18 protein-coding genes are annotated in these 17,889 nt (G+C 57.2%); 16 read left to right on the top strand and 2 right to left on the bottom strand.

Annotation, left to right across the window (positions count from 1 at the left end; all coding sequences use genetic code 11):
- Positions 1-82 precede the first annotated feature (82 nt).
- From AQ981_RS09060 to AQ981_RS09030, 7 genes are all read left to right on the top strand, one after another.
- A complete protein-coding gene (locus AQ981_RS09060; protein WP_058911426.1) occupies positions 83-676 on the top strand; it encodes a hypothetical protein in 594 nt (197 codons plus the stop codon).
- 957 nt (positions 677-1,633) lie between these two features.
- Positions 1,634-2,230, top strand: a complete 597-nt coding sequence (locus AQ981_RS09055; protein WP_058911425.1) for a hypothetical protein — start codon at positions 1,634-1,636, stop codon at positions 2,228-2,230.
- A 111-nt stretch (positions 2,231-2,341) separates the two neighbouring features.
- Entirely contained in the window at positions 2,342-2,881 is a 540-nt protein-coding gene (locus AQ981_RS09050) for a fimbrial protein (protein WP_476701393.1), read from the top strand.
- A gap of 58 nt (positions 2,882-2,939) precedes the next feature.
- Entirely contained in the window at positions 2,940-3,698 is a 759-nt protein-coding gene (locus AQ981_RS09045; RefSeq protein WP_058911424.1) for a fimbria/pilus periplasmic chaperone, read from the top strand.
- Positions 3,679-6,261, top strand: a complete 2,583-nt coding sequence (locus AQ981_RS09040) for a fimbrial outer membrane usher protein (protein ID WP_082683169.1) — start codon at positions 3,679-3,681, stop codon at positions 6,259-6,261. Before AQ981_RS09045 ends, AQ981_RS09040 begins: the two co-directional genes overlap by 20 nt.
- Positions 6,262-6,266: 5 nt before the next feature.
- Positions 6,267-7,604, top strand: coding sequence for a fimbrial usher protein StbD (gene stbD, locus AQ981_RS09035; protein WP_058911423.1), 1,338 nt, complete (start codon positions 6,267-6,269; stop codon positions 7,602-7,604).
- Complete coding sequence (locus AQ981_RS09030) at positions 7,570-8,349, top strand: fimbria/pilus periplasmic chaperone (protein WP_058911422.1); 780 nt, start codon at positions 7,570-7,572, stop codon at positions 8,347-8,349. Before stbD ends, AQ981_RS09030 begins: the two co-directional genes overlap by 35 nt.
- A gap of 90 nt (positions 8,350-8,439) precedes the next feature.
- Here AQ981_RS09030 and AQ981_RS09025 read toward each other — a convergent pair whose 3' ends face one another.
- The gene (locus tag AQ981_RS09025; protein WP_058911421.1) at positions 8,440-8,928 is read right to left on the bottom strand and encodes a MarR family winged helix-turn-helix transcriptional regulator; all 489 of its coding nucleotides are present in this window, start codon (positions 8,926-8,928) and stop codon (positions 8,440-8,442) included.
- Between the two features lie 171 nt (positions 8,929-9,099).
- Between AQ981_RS09025 and surE the strand changes: the two genes are divergently transcribed.
- The 5 genes from surE to hypT all read left to right on the top strand — a co-directional run bounded on the left by surE (position 9,100) and on the right by hypT (position 13,567).
- Positions 9,100-9,885: a 5'/3'-nucleotidase SurE gene (gene surE / locus AQ981_RS09020; protein WP_058911420.1), complete on the top strand. Its 786-nt coding sequence runs from the start codon at positions 9,100-9,102 to the stop codon at positions 9,883-9,885.
- Positions 9,886-10,263: 378 nt separating this feature from the next.
- Entirely contained in the window at positions 10,264-10,950 is a 687-nt protein-coding gene (locus tag AQ981_RS09015; RefSeq protein WP_058911419.1) for a nucleoside recognition domain-containing protein, read from the top strand.
- A complete protein-coding gene (locus AQ981_RS09010) occupies positions 10,947-11,411 on the top strand; it encodes a YjiG family protein (RefSeq protein ID WP_058911418.1) in 465 nt (154 codons plus the stop codon). The genes AQ981_RS09015 and AQ981_RS09010 overlap by 4 nt, the downstream gene beginning before the upstream one ends.
- A gap of 9 nt (positions 11,412-11,420) precedes the next feature.
- Positions 11,421-12,587 carry a beta-aspartyl-peptidase gene (gene iadA, locus AQ981_RS09005; protein WP_058911417.1) on the top strand — a complete coding sequence of 389 codons (1,167 nt, stop codon included), beginning with the start codon at positions 11,421-11,423 and terminating at the stop codon, positions 12,585-12,587.
- 71 nt (positions 12,588-12,658) lie between these two features.
- Positions 12,659-13,567 carry a hypochlorite stress DNA-binding transcriptional regulator HypT gene (gene hypT / locus AQ981_RS09000; protein ID WP_058911416.1) on the top strand — a complete coding sequence of 303 codons (909 nt, stop codon included), beginning with the start codon at positions 12,659-12,661 and terminating at the stop codon, positions 13,565-13,567.
- On the opposite strand, the gene cuyB is transcribed toward hypT, so the two are convergent.
- Positions 13,552-14,316, bottom strand: a complete 765-nt coding sequence (gene cuyB, locus AQ981_RS08995; protein ID WP_082683168.1) for a cysteate racemase — start codon at positions 14,314-14,316, stop codon at positions 13,552-13,554. The two genes, hypT and cuyB, sit on opposite strands and share 16 nt — an antisense overlap.
- Before the next feature lie 236 nt (positions 14,317-14,552).
- On the opposite strand from cuyB, the gene AQ981_RS08990 reads away from it, so the two are divergent.
- From AQ981_RS08990 to AQ981_RS08975, 4 genes are all read left to right on the top strand, one after another.
- Positions 14,553-15,698: a transglutaminase-like domain-containing protein gene (locus AQ981_RS08990; protein WP_058911415.1), complete on the top strand. Its 1,146-nt coding sequence runs from the start codon at positions 14,553-14,555 to the stop codon at positions 15,696-15,698.
- Positions 15,676-16,032, top strand: coding sequence for a hypothetical protein (locus AQ981_RS08985; protein ID WP_249226294.1), 357 nt, complete (start codon positions 15,676-15,678; stop codon positions 16,030-16,032). Before AQ981_RS08990 ends, AQ981_RS08985 begins: the two co-directional genes overlap by 23 nt.
- Positions 16,029-16,313, top strand: a complete 285-nt coding sequence (locus AQ981_RS08980) for a heavy-metal-associated domain-containing protein (RefSeq protein ID WP_058911414.1) — start codon at positions 16,029-16,031, stop codon at positions 16,311-16,313. Before AQ981_RS08985 ends, AQ981_RS08980 begins: the two co-directional genes overlap by 4 nt.
- A 125-nt stretch (positions 16,314-16,438) precedes the next feature.
- Complete coding sequence (locus tag AQ981_RS08975; RefSeq protein WP_058911413.1) at positions 16,439-17,827, top strand: M24 family metallopeptidase; 1,389 nt, start codon at positions 16,439-16,441, stop codon at positions 17,825-17,827.
- Positions 17,828-17,889 lie beyond the last annotated feature (62 nt).

The raw sequence follows: 17,889 nt of genomic DNA, 5'->3' as shown, positions 1-17,889 counted from the left end.
CTCTGAACAGATGATAAGCCACACTGTTTTTTGCCGATAACACGTCACACAAGGCATGAAAATAACCGCCAGGGGAGAAGGTATGAAACACTATCTTATTTCTGACAATAGCTATTTCTTACTGGGCGCAAGAACAATACTCAGAGATAACCATATTATTTCTGAAACCATTAATACCAGCCGCCAGTCGCCACGCACATTAACCCGTACGCTGTGCCAGGGGGATATCGTGGTGGTGGCCGTGGATGATGTTTATGCCCGCCGGAAATTGATTGAGGCCGCCTCGCGGGTGTCCTGCCGTATCGTCTTTATGCCGGCATTCCGTCATGTCACCGCCGCGCTGGGGGATCTCCCGTGGGTACTGCCACGCCAGGTGTCCGGGGATAATTTTATCCAGGTGATGAACCGGTTATCGGGCCAGACGCTGATTTCCTGGCGTATGAAAGACGAGCATCTGTTTATTATGGAGATTTTATGCCGACCGGATTTCCTTGCCGATCTTCAGTTTATCAAAGAGATGACTACCCGAAATTTATCGCAATTAAAAAGAACATTGTTAAAAAAACATGGTTTAAACGACGCTAACTGCCATGGAACATTGCTGTGCCGGGATATTCTTTTTCTGAGAAAACTGCATCAGGAAAAACAAAAACGCCAGGCCGCCAGTCTCCTGTAAGCGTCGCGGTTCCCTCCGCCGCGACCCACCGCGCCGCGGCCTGTTCGCCTGCCCTGCCTCGCCCTGAGACCTCCCCTGGCGGCGGCAGGTCAGATGCTGGTCATATTGCCGTCGCGCAGCGCTATTCTGACAACCGGAGAAAGTGTTGCTCTTCACGGCGCCGCTTACGCGTTCTGTTACCCGCTATCCCGACGCGAGAAAGCAGTTACATAATGAAACATCTCTAACGATTTTCTCTTTGACTGGCCGGCATCCTCAACAAAGTGGACGCAAGCGTCTAAAACGGCGGTTCAAATGACGATAAATCAGGATTTTTCTCCTAAAAAACAATCGGTATTACCGTATCGTTTTCTGCCCCTCCAGATACCTGACCTCTGCGAATCCCCCCTGAATCCCCCTTGATTACTGGACCGATCAGTCAAAACGCATATCAGACAACTTTCGACGCCAGGCTTAAAACTATCGTTACTCCGAAATGTCCAGGAGAATTTTCTTAATTTATTTTGATCTCGATCACCTTCGATTTTTAGGAATAATTTCTGATTTTTTTCCGGCAAACACTCTGATTTACCAGGAAAAATCCTACGAACATACATACATTCTAAGTATTTTAGCATCGAAACCATAAAGTATTAATGATGAATAATCCGTGCTACCATTCAGTCGTAGAGTATCAATTCAGTCAGTTATTGACTTTTGCTCAAAAAACAGACCCGGCACACATTATGAAGAGTGACACAATTAGCGATTATTCTTAACATTGAATTTCCCGATCAATTATCGATTTACGATAGTCAACAGCTATCGCGATAATCATTTCCGATCGTTTTAAACGATTGTCGGGCGCGTATTTAATCTGTGTAAAATCCAGGTTATAGAAAATATACATCATTAGCTTTCGGGGATGGGGAAGCGTTCTGTACTCAAGTAATAGAGAGTGATGTCAAGGAGGAAAGAATGAAGCATTATCTCATTTCGGATGATAGCTATTTTTTGCTGGGCGCTCAGGCAATACTCAGCAATAACTATATCGCAGCAGAAACCATAAATATTAGCCGTCAACCGGTTCGCTCATTGTCGCGCTCACTGTGCCGTGGCGATATTGTTATCATTGCCGTTGATGATGTTTGCATACGCCGAAAATTAATTGAAGCCGCCTCCAGCGTTTCCTGCCGAATCGTCTTCATGCCCGCGTTCTGCCATGTCACCGCCGCCCTTCGGGAACTCCCATGGGTTGTGCCAAGACAAGTGGATGACCAGGATTTCATGCAGATTATTCACCAACTATCCGCCACACCGCTATTTCCCTGGCGTATGAAAGATGAACACTTAATGATCATGGAAAGTTTCTGTCGCCCGGAACTTCCTGCCGGTATTCTGTTCATTAAAAATATGACTACCCGAAATTTATCCCAGCGCAAAAGAGCATTGTTAAAAAAACACGGACTTAGTGAATCTAACTGCCACGGCACATTACTTTGCCGGGATATTTTATTTTTACGCAAAAAATATCAGGATAAACAGCAATCACCGCAAGCTGCTTATTTTATTTAAATATATCCTATTCCGACACGCTGCCCATATTTATTCTCTGCGGCCTCGTGCATGGGAACAGCCTGCCTGCGCAGGTAACTATCATCGCTATTAAATGAAAATGGAGTTTTTATGAAAATGAATCGCGCGTTAATTTCTGCTGCTCTGGCGTCTGTTATTTTTTCAGGTAATGCACTGGCATCGGATAATACAATTACATTTATGGGTGAAGTGACCGACGAAACCTGCTCAGTATCGGTAAACGGTACTGACGCAGCGCCAGTCGTCCTGTTGCCGACAGTAACCGCCACTGCGCTCAACGGTAGCCAGACAGCCGGCCAGACCACCTTTGATATTGGCGTCACTGGCTGTACCGGTACCTCGGATCCGGCTGGCGTGCAAATCTCCACGGTCTTCGTCGGCAACAACGTTAGCGCCACCACCGGTAACCTGCTGAATTCCGGCGATGCGGATGACGTAGAGATCCAGATTCTCGACACCAGCGACACTGAAATCGACTTCAGAAACGTGTTTAACGGCGGCGGCGACCTGTCACTGGCCACCGACGAAACCTCGGCAACCGCGACCTATACCGCCCAGTACTATTCTGCCGGCACGGCAACAACCGGTACCGTACAGGCTTCCCTGCAGTACGCGGTTTCTTATCAGTAAGTTGTTTTGCGGCGGGGAATTTTCCCCGCCCTGTTTCATTCATCTTCAGGAGAGTCAGATGAATACCCATAGCCATGGAGCTCAGTTTTTTTATTTCTTCCTTTTCCTGATAGTTGCAGGCTATGGCTGGCAGGCAAACGCCAGCGTAACAATGACCGGCACGCGGATTATTTATAACGGCGCCGCCAAATCCACCGATGTGCAGTTAAAAAATAAAGATAATTTCCCGTATGTGATTACCACCTGGTTTGATAACGGCAATATGAGCGACGGCCCGGAAAAATCCGCCGCGGTCCCCTTTGTCGCCACGCCACCAGTTTTCCGCATTCAGCCCAACGACGGGCAGATTATTCGCCTGGTGTTCACGAACAGTAAATCACTGCCCCAGGACCGCGAATCCTTGTTCTGGTTCAATTTTATGCAGGTACCGCCCGCCAATATCAGCCAGGCGCAAAACGCCGGCGACAAGCCAAACAGCATACTGATCATGCTGCGCAACCGGGTAAAGCTGTTTTATCGCCCCCAGGGACTGAGCGCCAACCCACAAAAAATGCTGGAAAACCTCAGAGTTGCCAGAGTCACTCAGGGCCAGAAGGTCGGTATCTCCATCACCAACGATCAGCCTTACTACGTCACCATCGCCGGGTTAACGCTCACCGGAACCGCCGGCGCCTGGCATCGGGAAACCGATATGATCGCCCCTTTTAGCAGCGAAAGCTTCTTTTTCTCAGGGGCCAGGGCCTCGGGCATGAAAAGTGTGCGGATCACACTGGTCAACGATCAGGGAGCGAGAATAAGTGAAGACTATCCGCTATAAACCGCAGACGGCGTTAATCCCCGGGAAACTGCGTGTGCTGGTTATCGCTGCGCTACTTCCCCTGCCGGCCAGCGCTGAATATTATTTCGATCCTTCGCTATTGCAGGGTTCCCGCTACAGCAAAGGTCTGGATCTGAGCCACTTTAACCAGCCGGAAAACACCCTGCTGGCCGGAAAATATGTGCTGGATATCTACCTTAACGGCCAGTTGATCCGCGCCAAAGAGAGCATCACTCTGGACTCCCCGGCCGCGGGGCCGAAAAGCGCCGAACCCTGCCTGACGCCGGAGTTGATCGAAGCCAGCGCTATCCGGATTAAGCCCCGGGACGGCAACGCCGCCGCCTCCTGCCTGTTCATCAGCGAGCTGGGGCAAAAAATCAGTTGGGAAGTCGATACCGCCAGACTGCGTCTTAACATGGTGATCCCCCAGGCCGGGCTGTACCACACGCCGCGCGGCTATATCCCGGTCTCCGAATGGGATGCCGGCGCCAGCGCGCTGTTTGTACGCCACAACACCAATTTTTACCGCACCGAAAATAGCGCATCGCGCTTTCACTACAACTACCTGTGGAGCAACCTTAACGGCGGCGTCAACCTTGGGCTATGGCAACTGCGCCACCAGGGCAACCTGCGCTACGCCGATAACAGCGCTTCCGGCAGTCAGTACAAATACAATGCGGTAAAAACCTGGGTGCAGCGCCCTATTCCGATTATCAATAGCGTCATTTCCGTCGGCGACAACTATACCAACACCAGTCTGTTCGGCAGCCTGTCCTTTAACGGTATCAAACTGAGCACCGACCAGCGCATGTGGCCGCAGGGCAAACGCGGCTACGCGCCGGAAGTGCGCGGCGTGGCGGCAACATCCGCCCATGTTATCGTGCGCCAGCAGGGGAAGGTGGTCTATGAAACCACCGTCGCCCCCGGCGCCTTTGTCATCAACGATCTCTACAGTACCCGCGGCCAGGGCGATCTGCAGGTCGATGTGGTGGAAGCTAACGGCCAGGTTTCCACCTTTACGGTTCCCTATTCGGCGGTACCGGATTCCGTGCGTCCGGGTAACTGGAACTATGAGCTGGCGCTGGGCCACGTACGTCGCTACTACAGCGTCGAAAACAAATTTATTGAAGGGGTGGTACAACGCGGGATTAACAACACGCTGACCGCCAATATCGGCGCCCGCTTTGCCGAGGACTACCAGGCCGGGCTGTTGGGCGGCGTGGTGGCCACGCCGATGGGGGCTTTCGGTCTTAATACCGTCTACTCCCATGCCAAAGTCGCGAATGAACGCAGCGAGCAAGGCTGGCGCGTGGAAGCCAGCTACAGTAAAACCTTTACCACCGGCACCAACCTGGTGCTGGCGGCTTACCGCTATTCCACCAGCGGCTATCGCGATCTGCAGGACGTGCTGGGAGTGCGCCGCCAGGAAAAAAACCATATCACCTACTATTCAGACACCCTGCATCAGCGCAATAACTTTTCCGCCACCCTCAGCCAGCCAATGGGCGACTGGGGAATGCTCAGTTTCAGCGGCAGCACCGCCGACTACTACGGCGATGCCTCGCGTATCACGCAATTGCAGCTCGGTTACAGCAACAGCTGGCGCAATATCAACTTCAATATCAACATGGCGCGCCAGCGCAGCGTCTATTCCAGCCGCTATTACTCCAGCGTCAACGACGCGGACTACGACACCGACAACAAGCGCAAATACACCGAAAACACCCTTTCGCTGGGGATTTCTATTCCGCTGGACTTCGGCAGTCACCGTTCACAGCTCAACTTCGATATCAACCGCAGCCGCGACAGCCGCTCCGCCACCATGGGCATGAGCGGCACTGTCGGGGAGAGAAGTCACGTTTCTTACTCCATGTATGCCGGTATTGAGCATGACAAAAACGACGGCAACAGCGGTACTTTCGGCGGCAACATAGAGCAGCGCACCCCGGTGGGCTCTTTCCGCGCCTCCGCCTCCCGGGGCCGCGACTATCGCCAGTATGGCGTCGGTATGTCCGGCACTCTGGTGGTACACCGCGGCGGCCTGACCGCCGGCCCCTGGACCAGCGACACTTTCGCGCTGATTGAAGCCCCCGGCGCCCGCGGCGCCGAAGTGCGCAACGGCCAGGGCGCGGCCATCGACCGCTTTGGCTACGCGCTGCTGCCGTCCCTGACGCCCTACCGTTACAACAATATCAGCCTCGACAGCCGCAGGATGAACGCCGATGCCGAACTTCAGGGCGGTAGTAAGCGCGTCGTGCCGTACGCCGGCGCCATTTCCCGGGTCAGGTTCGACACCCTCAGCGGTAAGGCGGCGTTAATCAATACCTCGCTGCCCGATGGCAGCCTGCCGCCGATGGGCGCGGAAGTCGCCGACAGCAATGGTCAGTCGCTGGGAATGGTGGGCCAGGGCGGGCAGATCTATGCGCGCCTGCCGGAACAGTCCGGCGTGCTGTTTGTTCAGTGGGGGAAAAATAAAACCCAGCGCTGCCAGGTCTGGTATCAGTTGCCGGGCAAAACGGACGCGCCGCTTTACCAGTTAACTCTTCCCTGCCGCCAGGAGTGATCAAGATGCAATACAAATTCATTATCTGCGGCCTGCTGCTGGCGGGCCTGGCGCCGGACATCGCCAGCGCGACCTGTAATCGGGTCACCGCAATCAGCGCCCTTTCCCAGGCGGCGCGAGACGCCGGCTACACCGCCAGCTCATGGACCGGCACTACCGACGGACAGGTGCAGGGAAAGCTGGGCTTACCAGGAGTGATTACCTTAAGCAATGGCACCGGATTTCAGCCGGAAGGCACCTTACTGGGCAGCGCTTCCGCGACCTTTGTCCCCAGCGCGCGTACCGCCGGATATACCGCCAACCAAATCCTGTTTAAATGCGACATCAGCGATCTCGGCAGCCTTTATGAGTTCTATGCCACCAACGGCGATGATGCCCGTGGCGGTATGAACGTGGTTCCCGGCATCGAGCAGGCCTACTATACCTATGTCAAAAATGTCGCCGTGCGCCTGACCAATCTGAAAACCGGCGAATATTACTCCCGCTACTGGCAAAGCCGGGCCATTCCCGAGAGCGATGTGTTTAACGACGGCAGCAACATTTATGTTCCCGCCAGCGCCTTCAGCGATGTCTTTGTCGAGTTATTCCGGGTCGATGACGCCAGTATGGGGACCAATGGTGATAATCGCTATGCCTACGGCTATGCAGGTCCGGCGGGTTACATCGCCTTTCAGGGCGGCGGGTACAGCGACAGGCTGGCTGATGGCGAAGACAGCCGCTATAACTACGACGGCTGGTATACCGAGTGGGCCGGGGGATGGAGCCTGACTAACCAGACCGTTTTCGTCAGGGGCGCCGCCTGCCGGATCAGCGATTATCCGGCGATAGTCACCCTGCCCTCTATTACCGTCGCCGAACTGTCCAGCGGCAACACCAGTCAGGCGGGCTTTAGCGTTAATGTAGAGTGCGAGTCAGGCGCCAAATCCGGCACCTCCGCCTCCACCACCTCCAACGCCTGGGTGGCGATGGGTTTTCTGGTCAATAACGCCACGGCGGCCAGCGTTGCCGCCGGTATGGGGTTAACCACCAGCGCCGGCGCTTATACCTGGCTGCTGGACAACCACTATGGCGCCAGCGGCGTCGCCTCCGGCGTGGGTATCCGTATCTACAGCGACAAGCTTTCCGGCCAGGCGCTGAATCTGCTGCCGAATCTGACCGCCACCGCCACCGGCAATAACGGCGGCTGGTATGGTTATCAGCAGTTGACCGACGCCTCCTCTTCTGTGGGCTCCATCTATACCTGGACCGGCGACTTTACCGCCTCTCTGGAAGCTATCCCGGGTAAAACCGTGACATCAGGATCTGTTTATGCGCAACTTCAGGTGGTGGTCAGCTTTCAGTAGCTGGCCGACAGTATGGGCATGGGTGCTGGGAGTACCGCTGCTCTGCCAGCCAGCCCGGGCGGTGGTTAACAGTGAAGTCACCCGACTGATCTTCAACGCCGGGGAAAACAGCGTCTCGCTGGCCCTGTCCAACTCAGAACAGCAGCCCACGCTGGTACAGGTGTGGGCCGACGAAGGCGATCCGCGCGTCGCGCCGGATCAGGTCAAAACGCCGGTGGTGGTTATCCCACCGGTATTTAAAATGCAGCCCGGAGAGCTACGCAGCGTGAAGCTGTTATTGACCCAGCGCGCAGGGTTAGCCAGCGATCGCGAAACACTGTACTGGCTGAATATTTTCCAGATCCCGCCGATGACCAGCGCCGATCAGCAACGCCTGCACAAAGTGGTGTTGCCGCTGCGTATCCGTATGAAACTGTTTATCCGCCCGGATGGCGTAGCGCCGCCAGCGGAAAAGGACGGTGAAAAGCTGCGTTTTACCTTTATGGCCGCCGGACAGCAGCTATTGATTGATAATCCGACGCCCTGGTTCCTGACGCTGAGCCGTGTGCAATGCGGCGCTTACCACGCCGCTGGGCTAATGGTGGCACCCAAATCCCGCCTCCCGGTCGATCTTCAGGGCGCCGGCGGCGACTGCCGGGTAGTAAACTATGAATTGATTAACGATAGCGGCAATGGCTGGTCATACGACGGGCGGCCGGTCAGTCAGTCGCTCGCCAAAAACCCCCGGCGCCCGCCGGTGCGATGATAACCTTACTCAGTCGCGCTTCCTGGCCGCCCGCGAGCGCAGCCGCCGCCGGGCAACAGCGCGTCTGGCATGATGCCAACGGTCCGTCATTCACATTTTCCGCCCCTTCGGGCTGGCCGGCAGTGGCTGTTCGTCCACTCCGGGACTACTGAAACCGGCCAGCTTGTCCATCAGAGTACCGGCGCGGGCAAGCAGCTTTTTTTCTTCCTCGCTGAGCAGGGCATCCATTGCCTGGCACAGCCAGGCATCGCGCAACAGGCGGCTCTCTTCCAGCCGCTTCCGGCCGGCCGGCGTGAGAAATAGCCGTACTTTGCGCCGATCCGCCTGGTCCTGGCGGCGAACGATCAACTGCTGCTGCTCCAGTTGGCGCAATATAGCCGCCAGATTGGAGGACTGGATACGCTCCGTCTCCCCCAGCTCGCCCGGCGTTATCCCCTCTCCCAGCCGATCGATTGCGCTCAGTACCAGCATCGGCGCCCAGGAGTGGGGATCATTCTGCGCCTGCTGGCGCAGGCGGCGGGAAAGCCGGGTTAACTGAACGCGCAGCGCCGCGGCGGTTAAAAACGTTTGATTTTTCATGATACCAGGCAAAAAATATCTATATCGATATAGGTATTATACCCGCGAAGCGGCCAGATATCGCCACCTTGTCAAAACGTCGGCCTGGAATCTGCGATTCTTATGACGGGTGTGCCGGAAATAGCGGCGTTTTTGCCATTAACGCCGCAGTTGTATCATGGAGAGAATGCAATGAATGAAGCCTTTGTGTGCCAGCGAATTCTGCTGACCAATGATGATGGGATTAACGCGCCCGGAATGGCGGTGCTGGAAAAGGTTGCCGCCCGGCTGGCGCCGGAAGTCTGGGTAGTGGCGCCGCTGCACGATCAGAGCGGCACCTCTCACTCCCTGAGTCTGCACCATCCGCTGCGCCTGACTCAGACCGGCGAACGGCGCTTCGCGGTTTCCGGCACGCCGGGCGACTGTGTGGCGCTGGCCTGCGGCCACCTGATGAAAGGTACGCCGCCGGATTTACTGCTCTCTGGCATTAACCGGGGGGCCAACCTCGGTGTCGAGACGATGTTTTCCGGCACCGTGGGCGCCGCAATGACCGGTTTGCTTTCCGGGATCCCGTCCATCGCCCTGAGTCAGGCCTATATCAAGAGAAGCCAGGTTCCCTGGGAGACGGCAGCGGCCGCCGCGCCGCAGGTGATTCGCACTCTGGTAGAGACAGGCTGGCGCCACAATGTCTGCCTGAACGTCAACTTCCCGGCGGTGGCGCCGGACCAGCTACAGCCCCTGACGGTGACCCGCCAGGGCCACGGCTACCTTGAAAATGTGCAGGTTACGCCGCGCACCGATCCGCGCGCTAACGACTATTTCTGGCTGTCGCTCCAGCATACCGATCGCCCGGACTCGCCGCACACTGAAGCGATGGCCCTGTCCCGGGGGCAGATAGCGGTCACGCCGCTGCAGTTCGACAGAACTCATGAAGAGTATTTCAGCGAGCTGCAGCAGAAAATCACCGCCGCCGAATAGCCCGCGGCGCCGGCGTCAGGCGGCATCCACTGCCGCTAAAATCTGGCGCCGCCGCTCCCGACGACGCCTGCGGCGCCAGTCTGATATGTGTCAGCAATTCTGCGCCTGCGCGGCGCCAGCCGTGAAAACATCCGCCGTCAATGGCCACACCGGCTTCCTTACCGTCTATTTATAGACTTTTTATTTCTAAATTATTCATACAAAACAAAAAGATAACCTTTATCATGCAGGAAACGCATAGCGCGATACATTCTTGCATTTTTACTGCATCCCTGCGGCTGTTAAGGTTTTTTAGTTTCTGGCGGCCCTTCACCGCCTGTCATTCACAGTACGACGCTGCGCATTTTAATAAATCAAACACAACACACGGGGAAAACAATGGCACAACAGAGCGAGGCGGCCGCCATACCGCTTGAGTCAACACGGGTCGGCTGGAAAGGGTATTTGTCGTTTATCCTGACGATCCTCTTTTTTTCCGGCGCCTTTTCCGCCAGCGAAGGATGGTGGCGCGTCTTTGATTTCACTGTCCTGAACGGCTCCTTCGGCCACATCAATAGCAGCCTCAACCAGGCCAGCCAGACGTTTCGCGGCAGCGGCGGCGCGGGGGCCAAAGACGGTTTTTTGTTCGCCCTTGAGCTGGCCCCTTCGGTGATCCTCTCTCTGGGTATTATCGCCATCACCGATGGCCTGGGCGGCCTGCGGGCGGCGCAGCAGCTCATGACCCCGATACTGAAGCCCCTGCTCGGCATTCCGGGGATCTGCTCACTGGCGCTGATCGCCAACCTGCAAAATACCGATGCGGCGGCGGGGATGACCAAAGAGCTGGCGCAGGAAGGGGCGATCACCGAACGCGATAAAGTGATCTTCGCCGCCTACCAGACCAGCGGCAGCGCGATCATTACCAACTACTTCTCTTCCGGCGTGGCGGTATTCGCCTTTTTGGGGACCTCGGTGATCGTGCCGCTGGCCGTGATTCTGGTGTTCAAATTTATCGGCGCCAACCTGCTACGGATTTATATCAACCTTGTGGAAGGTCGCCACCCACAGCGAGGAGCCCGCGCATGACGGTTCAGGTACGTAAAAATATCATGGATATGTTCATCGATGGCGCCCGCCGCGGCTTCACCATCGCCACAACCAACCTGCTGCCCAATGTGGTAATGGCATTCGTGATTATCCAGGCGCTGAAAATCACCGGGCTGCTCGACTGGGTAGGAACCATTTGCCAGCCGGTAATGGCGCTCTGGGGGCTGCCCGGCGAAGCGGCGACCGTCCTGCTGGCCTCGCTGATGAGCATGGGCGGAGCGGTAGGCGTTTCCGCCAGTCTGCTGGCGGCCGGCGCCCTTAACGGCCACGATGTCACGGTATTGCTGCCCGCCATCTATCTGATGGGCAACCCGGTGCAGAACGTTGGCCGCTGCCTGGGAACCGCTGAAGTGAACGCCAAATACTACCCGCATATTATCGCCATCTGCGCAATCAATGCCCTGTTGTCGATCTGGGTAATGCAACTCATTGTCCGATAAGGAGCCGTTATGCCTGATTTATCTCCCGCCGCCTTTATCCTGTTGCAGGGGGCGCGCGTCTTCGCCCCGGACGATCTGGGTATCTGCGATGTTCTGCTGGCCGGCGGCAAAATTATCGCCATCGACAGCGCGATACCGGCGGATATTGTTCCCGACTGCCAGCTTGTCGACCTGTCCGGCCGCTGGCTGTGCCCGGGGTTTATCGACCAGCATGTACATCTGATCGGCGGCGGCGGCGAGGCCGGCCCCACCACCCGCGCCCCGGAAGTGGTGCTCAGCCGCCTGACCCGGGCGGGTATCACCACCGTGGTCGGCCTGCTGGGCACCGACTCGGTCACCCGCCACCCGGAATCGCTGCTGGCGAAAACCCGGGCGCTGAACGAAGAAGGGATCACCGCCTGGATGCTGACCGGCGCTTACCATGTCCCCTCCCCGACCATTACCGGCTCGGTGGAGAAAGATGTGGCGCTGATCGACCGGATCCTCGGGGTGAAATGCGCAGTCGCCGACCACCGCTCTGCGGCGCCGGAAAAAGGGCAACTGGCGAGTATGGCGGCGCAGTCGCGGGTAGGCGGGCTGCTGGGCGGCAAACCTGGCGTCACGGTATGCCATATGGGCAGCAGTAAAAAAGGCATGCAGCCGCTTTACGACATTCTGGAAACCAGCGATGTGCCGATCGGTAAACTGTTGCCCACCCACGTCAACCGCAGTGAATATCTGTTTGAACAGGCCATCGAATTTACCCGCAAAGGCGGCGTTATCGATATCACCAGCGGTATTCCGGAGCCGATTCCCCCCGCCCAGGCTATCGACCGGGCAGTACGGGCCGGGGTACCGCTGGCGCAGCTCACCCTCAGTTCCGACGGCAACGGCAGCCAGCCGAAGTTCGACGAGGCGGGGAATCTGGTCGGGATCGGCGTCGCCGGGTTCGAAAGCCTGCTGGAAACCGTGGTGGAACTGGTTAATGGCTACCGGTTCACCCTGCCCGACGCGCTGCGTCCGCTGACCAGCAGCGTGGCGGAGTTCCTCGGTTTTGATAACAAAGGCGCCATCGCGCCGGGTAAAGACGCCGATCTGCTGGTGATGACGCCGGACCTGGTCATCGACAGGGTCTACGCCCGGGGCCGGCTGATGGTCAAAGATGGCGTCGCCTGTGTAAAAGGCACGTTTGAATAGCCGTTGACAGGTGTTATCCGCCCATAGTGACGATAGAATGCCGCTTCGGGCGCCGAACGAGATCAATCCCTATGGCGGTGAGTGGTAACAGTTTGCACAACATCGAAACCAAATGGCTGTATGACTTCCTGACACTGGAAAAATGCCGTAACTTCTCCCAGGCGGCGGTGGTGCGCAATGTTTCGCAGCCGGCGTTCAGCCGCCGCATTCGCGCCCTGGAGCAGGCGGTCGGCGTGGAACTGTTTAACCGCCAGGTCTCGCCGCTCCAGCTCACCGAACAGGGCAAAATCTTCCACTCCCAGATACGCCACCTGTTGCAGCAACTGGAGAGCAACCTGACGGAACTGCGCGGCGGCAGCGACTATACCCGGCATAAAATTAAAATCGCCGCCGCCCACTCGCTCTCTCTCGGGCTGCTGCCGGAAGTCGTGAAAGCGATGCCGCCGCATTTTACCTACGCCGTGGAAGCAATTGATGTCGACAAAGCGGTGGATATGCTGCGCGAAGGGCAGAGCGACTTTATCTTCTCTTATCACGACGAAAACCTGCTGCAGACCCCTTTCGATCATATCCGGCTGTTCGAATCGCGGCTGTTTCCGGTCTGCGCCGCCGGCGATCGTCAGGAGGCGCTGTATAGCCTGACGCAATCCACCTTTCCTCTGCTGACCTACAACCAGAACTCCTACATGGGCCGGCTGGTCAACCGTATGCTGGCGCGCTACCCGGCGCTGCGTTTCAACACCTTTTTCGTATCATCGATGAGCGAGCTGCTCAAAAAAGTGGCGCTGGACGGCTGCGGCATTGCCTGGCTGCCGGAATATGCCATCCGCGAGGATCTGGCGCAGGGGCGACTGATTGCCCTTGATGAAGATGAACTGGTGATCCCGATTCAGGCTTACGCCTACCGGATGAACACCCGCATGACCCAGGTGGCGGAAAGCTTCTGGCGCGATCTACGCCAGCGCTATACGGCGCTGTAGCGCCGGGTGGTGGTCGCACGAGGCGTACTGTGGCGCAGCCAGTCGGCCGGATCGGATAAGCGCCGGGATTCATACCAGCCGATGGCGGCCCGCACCAGTGCGGCGGTGGAGTCGATAAACCGGCAATCCGCCCGGGCCTCTTCACCGGCGACAATCAGTGGAATCTCGGTACAGCCCATAATAATTGCCTGCGCTCCACGATTGATCAGCGCGTGGATCTGCGGAAACAGCAGTTCCACCGCCCGCGGTTTATCGCCGGCCTTCAGGGCATAGATAGCCTGCATGACGCTGGCCTGCCCGGCGCCTTGCGGGTACAGCAGTTCGCGGCCGCGCGCCCGGGCTTTGTGCTGGTACAGACCGGTCGCCAGCGTCGCGTCGGTCGCCAGCAGCCCAACCCGACAAACCGCATCAGGAATTTCGCCGAGCGCGGCATCCAGAATACTGATCATCTCCGCGCGGGCGACGGCGCGCAGATCGTCGAACCAGTAATGGGCGGTATTGCAGGGGATCACGATGCACTCCGCGCCGGCCTGCTCCAGCATGCGCAGGTAGCGTGCCAGATACCGGAAAGGTGAAGGGCCGTCAGCCATCAGGCAGGCAGTGCGATCCGGGATATCCGGAATTGAACTGACGATCAGCGGGATATGCTGCTGATCGCAGTCGGCTTTACGCAGCCGGACAAACTTGTCCAGCATATCCGCCGTGGCTGCCGGCCCCATACCGCCGAGAATGCCGATGGTGTGTTTCATCGCTGTTCCTGTGGTGCGTTATCTAACCTTCCGCGCACACTATCACTCTGATGTCACAGGGAAAAATGCCGTTTTATTCGCAACGATGCATAAAACGCATAATACGGTATAAATTATCGCCATTCCATTCATTGAAATGATTTGTTCCCCACGCTATCGCCACGCATAATACTTCCCGGCCTCCGCAGGTGCGGGGTTAAGCTCCAGCTTTCCCTGGAGACAAAAAGGAATCACGAATGGAAAGACGTCATTTTCTTAAGGGCGCGGCCGCGCTCTCTTCCCTCGGGTTTATCACGCCGGTATGGTCAGAATCCCGCCAGGCTGAGCCGCAGAGCGCCTGCGCCGTTGCAACTCGCCGCCGTTTTCTGATGACCCAGACCTATAACCTGAAGCCGCCCGGCGGCTCAGAGGGTGAGGTAAAGCTGTGGATCCCGGTCCCTGAAGACACGTCTTTTCAACAGTTACAGAAGCTCACCTTTTCCGGCAATTATCAGCAGGCGTACTTAACCGCCAACAACCGCTATGGCGCCAAAACGCTGTTCGCCACCTGGCCGGACTCCAAAGGCCCGATGGAAGTAAAAGTGGAAATGCTGATTGAAACCCAGGATCTGGAGCCGATGAAAAACCACCAGCTCGACGGCTGGCAGATCCCGGAGAGCGACCTGGTATTCCCGCCAGAGGTGAAACCGTATCTGGAAGCCACGCCGCATATCGCCACCGACGGCATCGTCAAAGAGACGGCGATGAAAATCGTCGGCAGCGAAAAATCACCGCTTAAACAGGCAAAACTGATTTATGACTGGGTGAAAACCCATATGCATCGCGACGATTCGGTTATCGGCTGCGGTACCGGCGATGTCGGCCAGATCCTCAAAGAAGGCAAACTGGGCGGTAAATGCACCGACATTAACTCGGTATTTGTCGCGCTGTGCCGCGCCACGGGGATCCCGGCGCGTGAAATGTTCGGTATTCGCCTCGGGGCGACGCGCAAACTGGCGGCTTACTCCGCAAAAGCGTTCGGCAGCGCCGATGCCCGGGGGGTCGCGAAAATCAGCGGCGCCCAGCACTGCCGGGCCATGTTCTGGCTGGCGGGCTACGGCTGGCTACCGGCAGATCCCGCCGATGTCACCAAAATGCGTCTGGCCGAAGACAAGGAGAATGGCGATCCGGCGGTAGAGGCGGTGAGCGATTATCTGTTTGGCAACCAGGAGATGAACTGGGTGGGTTTCAACCACGGTCGCGATTTTGCCCTGTCGCCGGCGGCGGAACAGGGGGATATCAACAACTTCGGCTACCCTTATGCCGAGGTGGATGGCGATCCGCTCAACTTCTACGATCCGGCAGTGTTCAGCTATGACTATGTCGCCGTCGAACAGCGTTAAGAAAAGCGTCGCCATGCTGCTGGCGGCGCTGTTTGCCGCCTTAGCCTCGACATTGTGCTGTATCGGGCCGCTGCTGTATCTGCTGTTCGGGATTTCCGCCGCCGGATTTATCGGCATCGCAGCGTTCGCCTGGCTGCAGATTCCGATGACTATCGTGTCGGTGGGGCTGATGGCGGCGGGCTTCTGGCGACTGTATCTGTCGCCGCGCCCGGTGTGCGTCAACGTGGTCAGTCGCCGTACGCTGCTGTGGCTTTACTGGCTGGCGTTGCCGCTGGTCATCGCGCTGCTGAGCTGGCCGTATGTTTTATCCTGGCTGTGGGAGCTGATGGAATGAAAAAATGTCTGTGTCTGTTACTGGTGCTATTCACCCCGCTGGCCTGGTCTGCCAACAAGAAGGTCACCATTGATGTCGAGCAGATGACCTGCTCGCTGTGCGTGATTTCAATCAACCAGGCGCTGCGCACTACCGATGGCGTCATCAAAGCCAAAGCGTCGCTGAAAACGCGTCAGGCGGAAGTGATCGTCCCGGCGGATTTTGACGACCAGCGGCTGCTGGGCGCCATTGCCAAAACCGGCTATACCGGCAAAATCCACGACGTCGCGGCGCTGGAATGACAGAAGGCGCCGTCGTACAACGGCGCCATGGCCGCTTTGGTTACTGCTCTGCTGCCGGATAAAAGGCTGCAGAAAATCAATGTTGCGCTCATCGCAACGCCCAGTGAAAAGGAGATTCTCCCCGCATGACCACCCGAATGATTACCCTGAAAACGGTTGATTCTCCGGAAAAACAGTTAAACGTCCCGCCAGTGTTGTTAAGCGATGAAACAATCCGCGAACGCCTCAACAAAGTGCTGGCCGGGATGCAGCGTGAAGGTTTTGATGCGCTGGTCATCTATGCCGATAAAGAGCACGGCGGCAACTTCGAGTATTTGACCGGGTTTATCCCGCGGTTTGAAGAGGCCGTGCTGGTGCTGGAGGATTCAGGCGCCGCCACCGCTATCCTCGGTAACGAAAACATGAAAATGGCCAACTTTTCACGTATTCCGGTGACCGCCGCTCACTGCCCTTTCTTCTCATTACCCAATCAACCGATGGATAATGAAAGACCGCTGGCGGACATTTTCAGCGCCGCCGGTCTGGGCAGCAAACACAAAATCGGTCTGGTGGGCTGGAAGATGTTTACTCCAACCGCATCGTCGGGTAAGCGCTATTTTGATTTACCGTGGTTTATTGTCGACGCCATCCAACAGTCCACGGCAGGCGCCACGCTGGAAAATGCCGCGCACCTGTTCATCGGCGGCGCCGATGGCGCGCGGGTCACCAACAACGAAAACGAGATTGCCCACTACGAGTACGGCGCGAATCTGTCATCCAACTGTATTTTAGACGCCATGGACGCGGTCGAACCCGGGGTCATGGAGTGCCAGTTAGGCGCCCGTTTATCCGCAGAGGGCCAGTACCACTCGGTTGTCACCATCGCCGCTACCGGGCAACGTTTTGAAAAGGCCAACCTTTATCCGACCACAAAAAAAGTTCAGCGCGGCGATCCGCTGTCACTGACGGTTGGCTTTAAGGGTGGGCTTTCCAGCCGCTGCGGTTTCGTTATTGCCGATCGCAGCGAGCTGCCGCAGGGCCAGCAGGACTATCTGGAGCGCATCGCCGGTCCCTATTTCGGCGCCGTAGTGGCCTGGCTGGAAAATATTCATGTCGGCATGCCCGGCGGCCAGTTGTACGATACTATCGAGCAGGTCTTCCCGAAAGCGCGCTATGGCTGGCACCTCAACCCCGGCCACCTGGTAGCGGATGAGGAGTGGATGTCCTCGCCGGTCTATAACGGCTCTGTGGAAACGCTGAAAAGCGGCATGATTCTGCAGATTGACATCATCCCTTCGGTCGCTGGCTATACCGGCGCCAGCGCGGAGGAGTGCGTGGCGCTGGCGGATGGCGCCCTGCGGCAGAAAATTAGCCAGCACTATCCGCAGTTGTGGCAACGCATCACCGCCCGCCGCCAGTATCTTCGGCAGACCCTGAATATTCAGCTCAGCGACGACGTACTGCCGCTGTCGAATAGCGTGGCGTATTTGCGGCCCTTCTATCTGGCCAAACATCAGGCGTTCGCCGTTGCCTGACCCTGCGTCAGCTTCAAAACAGAGTCATCGCCCGCCCCGGATGGCTCTGTATCCCCTCTCTG

Origin of the sequence: Entomohabitans teleogrylli, from assembly GCF_001484765.1 — a bacterium.
GTDB classification, from domain to species: domain Bacteria; phylum Pseudomonadota; class Gammaproteobacteria; order Enterobacterales; family Enterobacteriaceae; genus Entomohabitans; species Entomohabitans teleogrylli.
Note: the sequence above shows the minus strand (reverse complement) of the source record. Positions and strands in the feature narration are given on the sequence as shown.

Bases quoted from the DNA above. Each gene is read 5' to 3' on its own strand.
- AQ981_RS09010 (WP_058911418.1), top strand. From the start codon at position 10,947: ATGACGGTTCAGGTACGTAAAAATATCATGGATATGTTCATCGATGGC.
- surE (WP_058911420.1), top strand. From the start codon at position 9,100: ATGAATGAAGCCTTTGTGTGCCAGCGAATTCTGCTGACCAATGATGAT.
- iadA (WP_058911417.1), top strand. From the start codon at position 11,421: ATGCCTGATTTATCTCCCGCCGCCTTTATCCTGTTGCAGGGGGCGCGC.
- AQ981_RS09055 (WP_058911425.1), top strand. From the start codon at position 1,634: ATGAAGCATTATCTCATTTCGGATGATAGCTATTTTTTGCTGGGCGCT.
- AQ981_RS09015 (WP_058911419.1), top strand. From the start codon at position 10,264: ATGGCACAACAGAGCGAGGCGGCCGCCATACCGCTTGAGTCAACACGG.
- stbD (WP_058911423.1), top strand. From the start codon at position 6,267: ATGCAATACAAATTCATTATCTGCGGCCTGCTGCTGGCGGGCCTGGCG.
- AQ981_RS08990 (WP_058911415.1), top strand. From the start codon at position 14,553: ATGGAAAGACGTCATTTTCTTAAGGGCGCGGCCGCGCTCTCTTCCCTC.
- AQ981_RS09030 (WP_058911422.1), top strand. From the start codon at position 7,570: ATGCGCAACTTCAGGTGGTGGTCAGCTTTCAGTAGCTGGCCGACAGTA.
- AQ981_RS08975 (WP_058911413.1), top strand. From the start codon at position 16,439: ATGACCACCCGAATGATTACCCTGAAAACGGTTGATTCTCCGGAAAAA.
- AQ981_RS08985 (WP_249226294.1), top strand. From the start codon at position 15,676: ATGTCGCCGTCGAACAGCGTTAAGAAAAGCGTCGCCATGCTGCTGGCG.
- hypT (WP_058911416.1), top strand. From the start codon at position 12,659: ATGGCGGTGAGTGGTAACAGTTTGCACAACATCGAAACCAAATGGCTG.
- AQ981_RS09025 (WP_058911421.1), bottom strand. From the start codon at position 8,928: ATGAAAAATCAAACGTTTTTAACCGCCGCGGCGCTGCGCGTTCAGTTA.
- AQ981_RS09060 (WP_058911426.1), top strand. From the start codon at position 83: ATGAAACACTATCTTATTTCTGACAATAGCTATTTCTTACTGGGCGCA.
- AQ981_RS08980 (WP_058911414.1), top strand. From the start codon at position 16,029: ATGAAAAAATGTCTGTGTCTGTTACTGGTGCTATTCACCCCGCTGGCC.
- AQ981_RS09045 (WP_058911424.1), top strand. From the start codon at position 2,940: ATGAATACCCATAGCCATGGAGCTCAGTTTTTTTATTTCTTCCTTTTC.
- cuyB (WP_082683168.1), bottom strand. From the start codon at position 14,316: ATGAAACACACCATCGGCATTCTCGGCGGTATGGGGCCGGCAGCCACG.
- AQ981_RS09050 (WP_476701393.1), top strand. From the start codon at position 2,342: ATGAAAATGAATCGCGCGTTAATTTCTGCTGCTCTGGCGTCTGTTATT.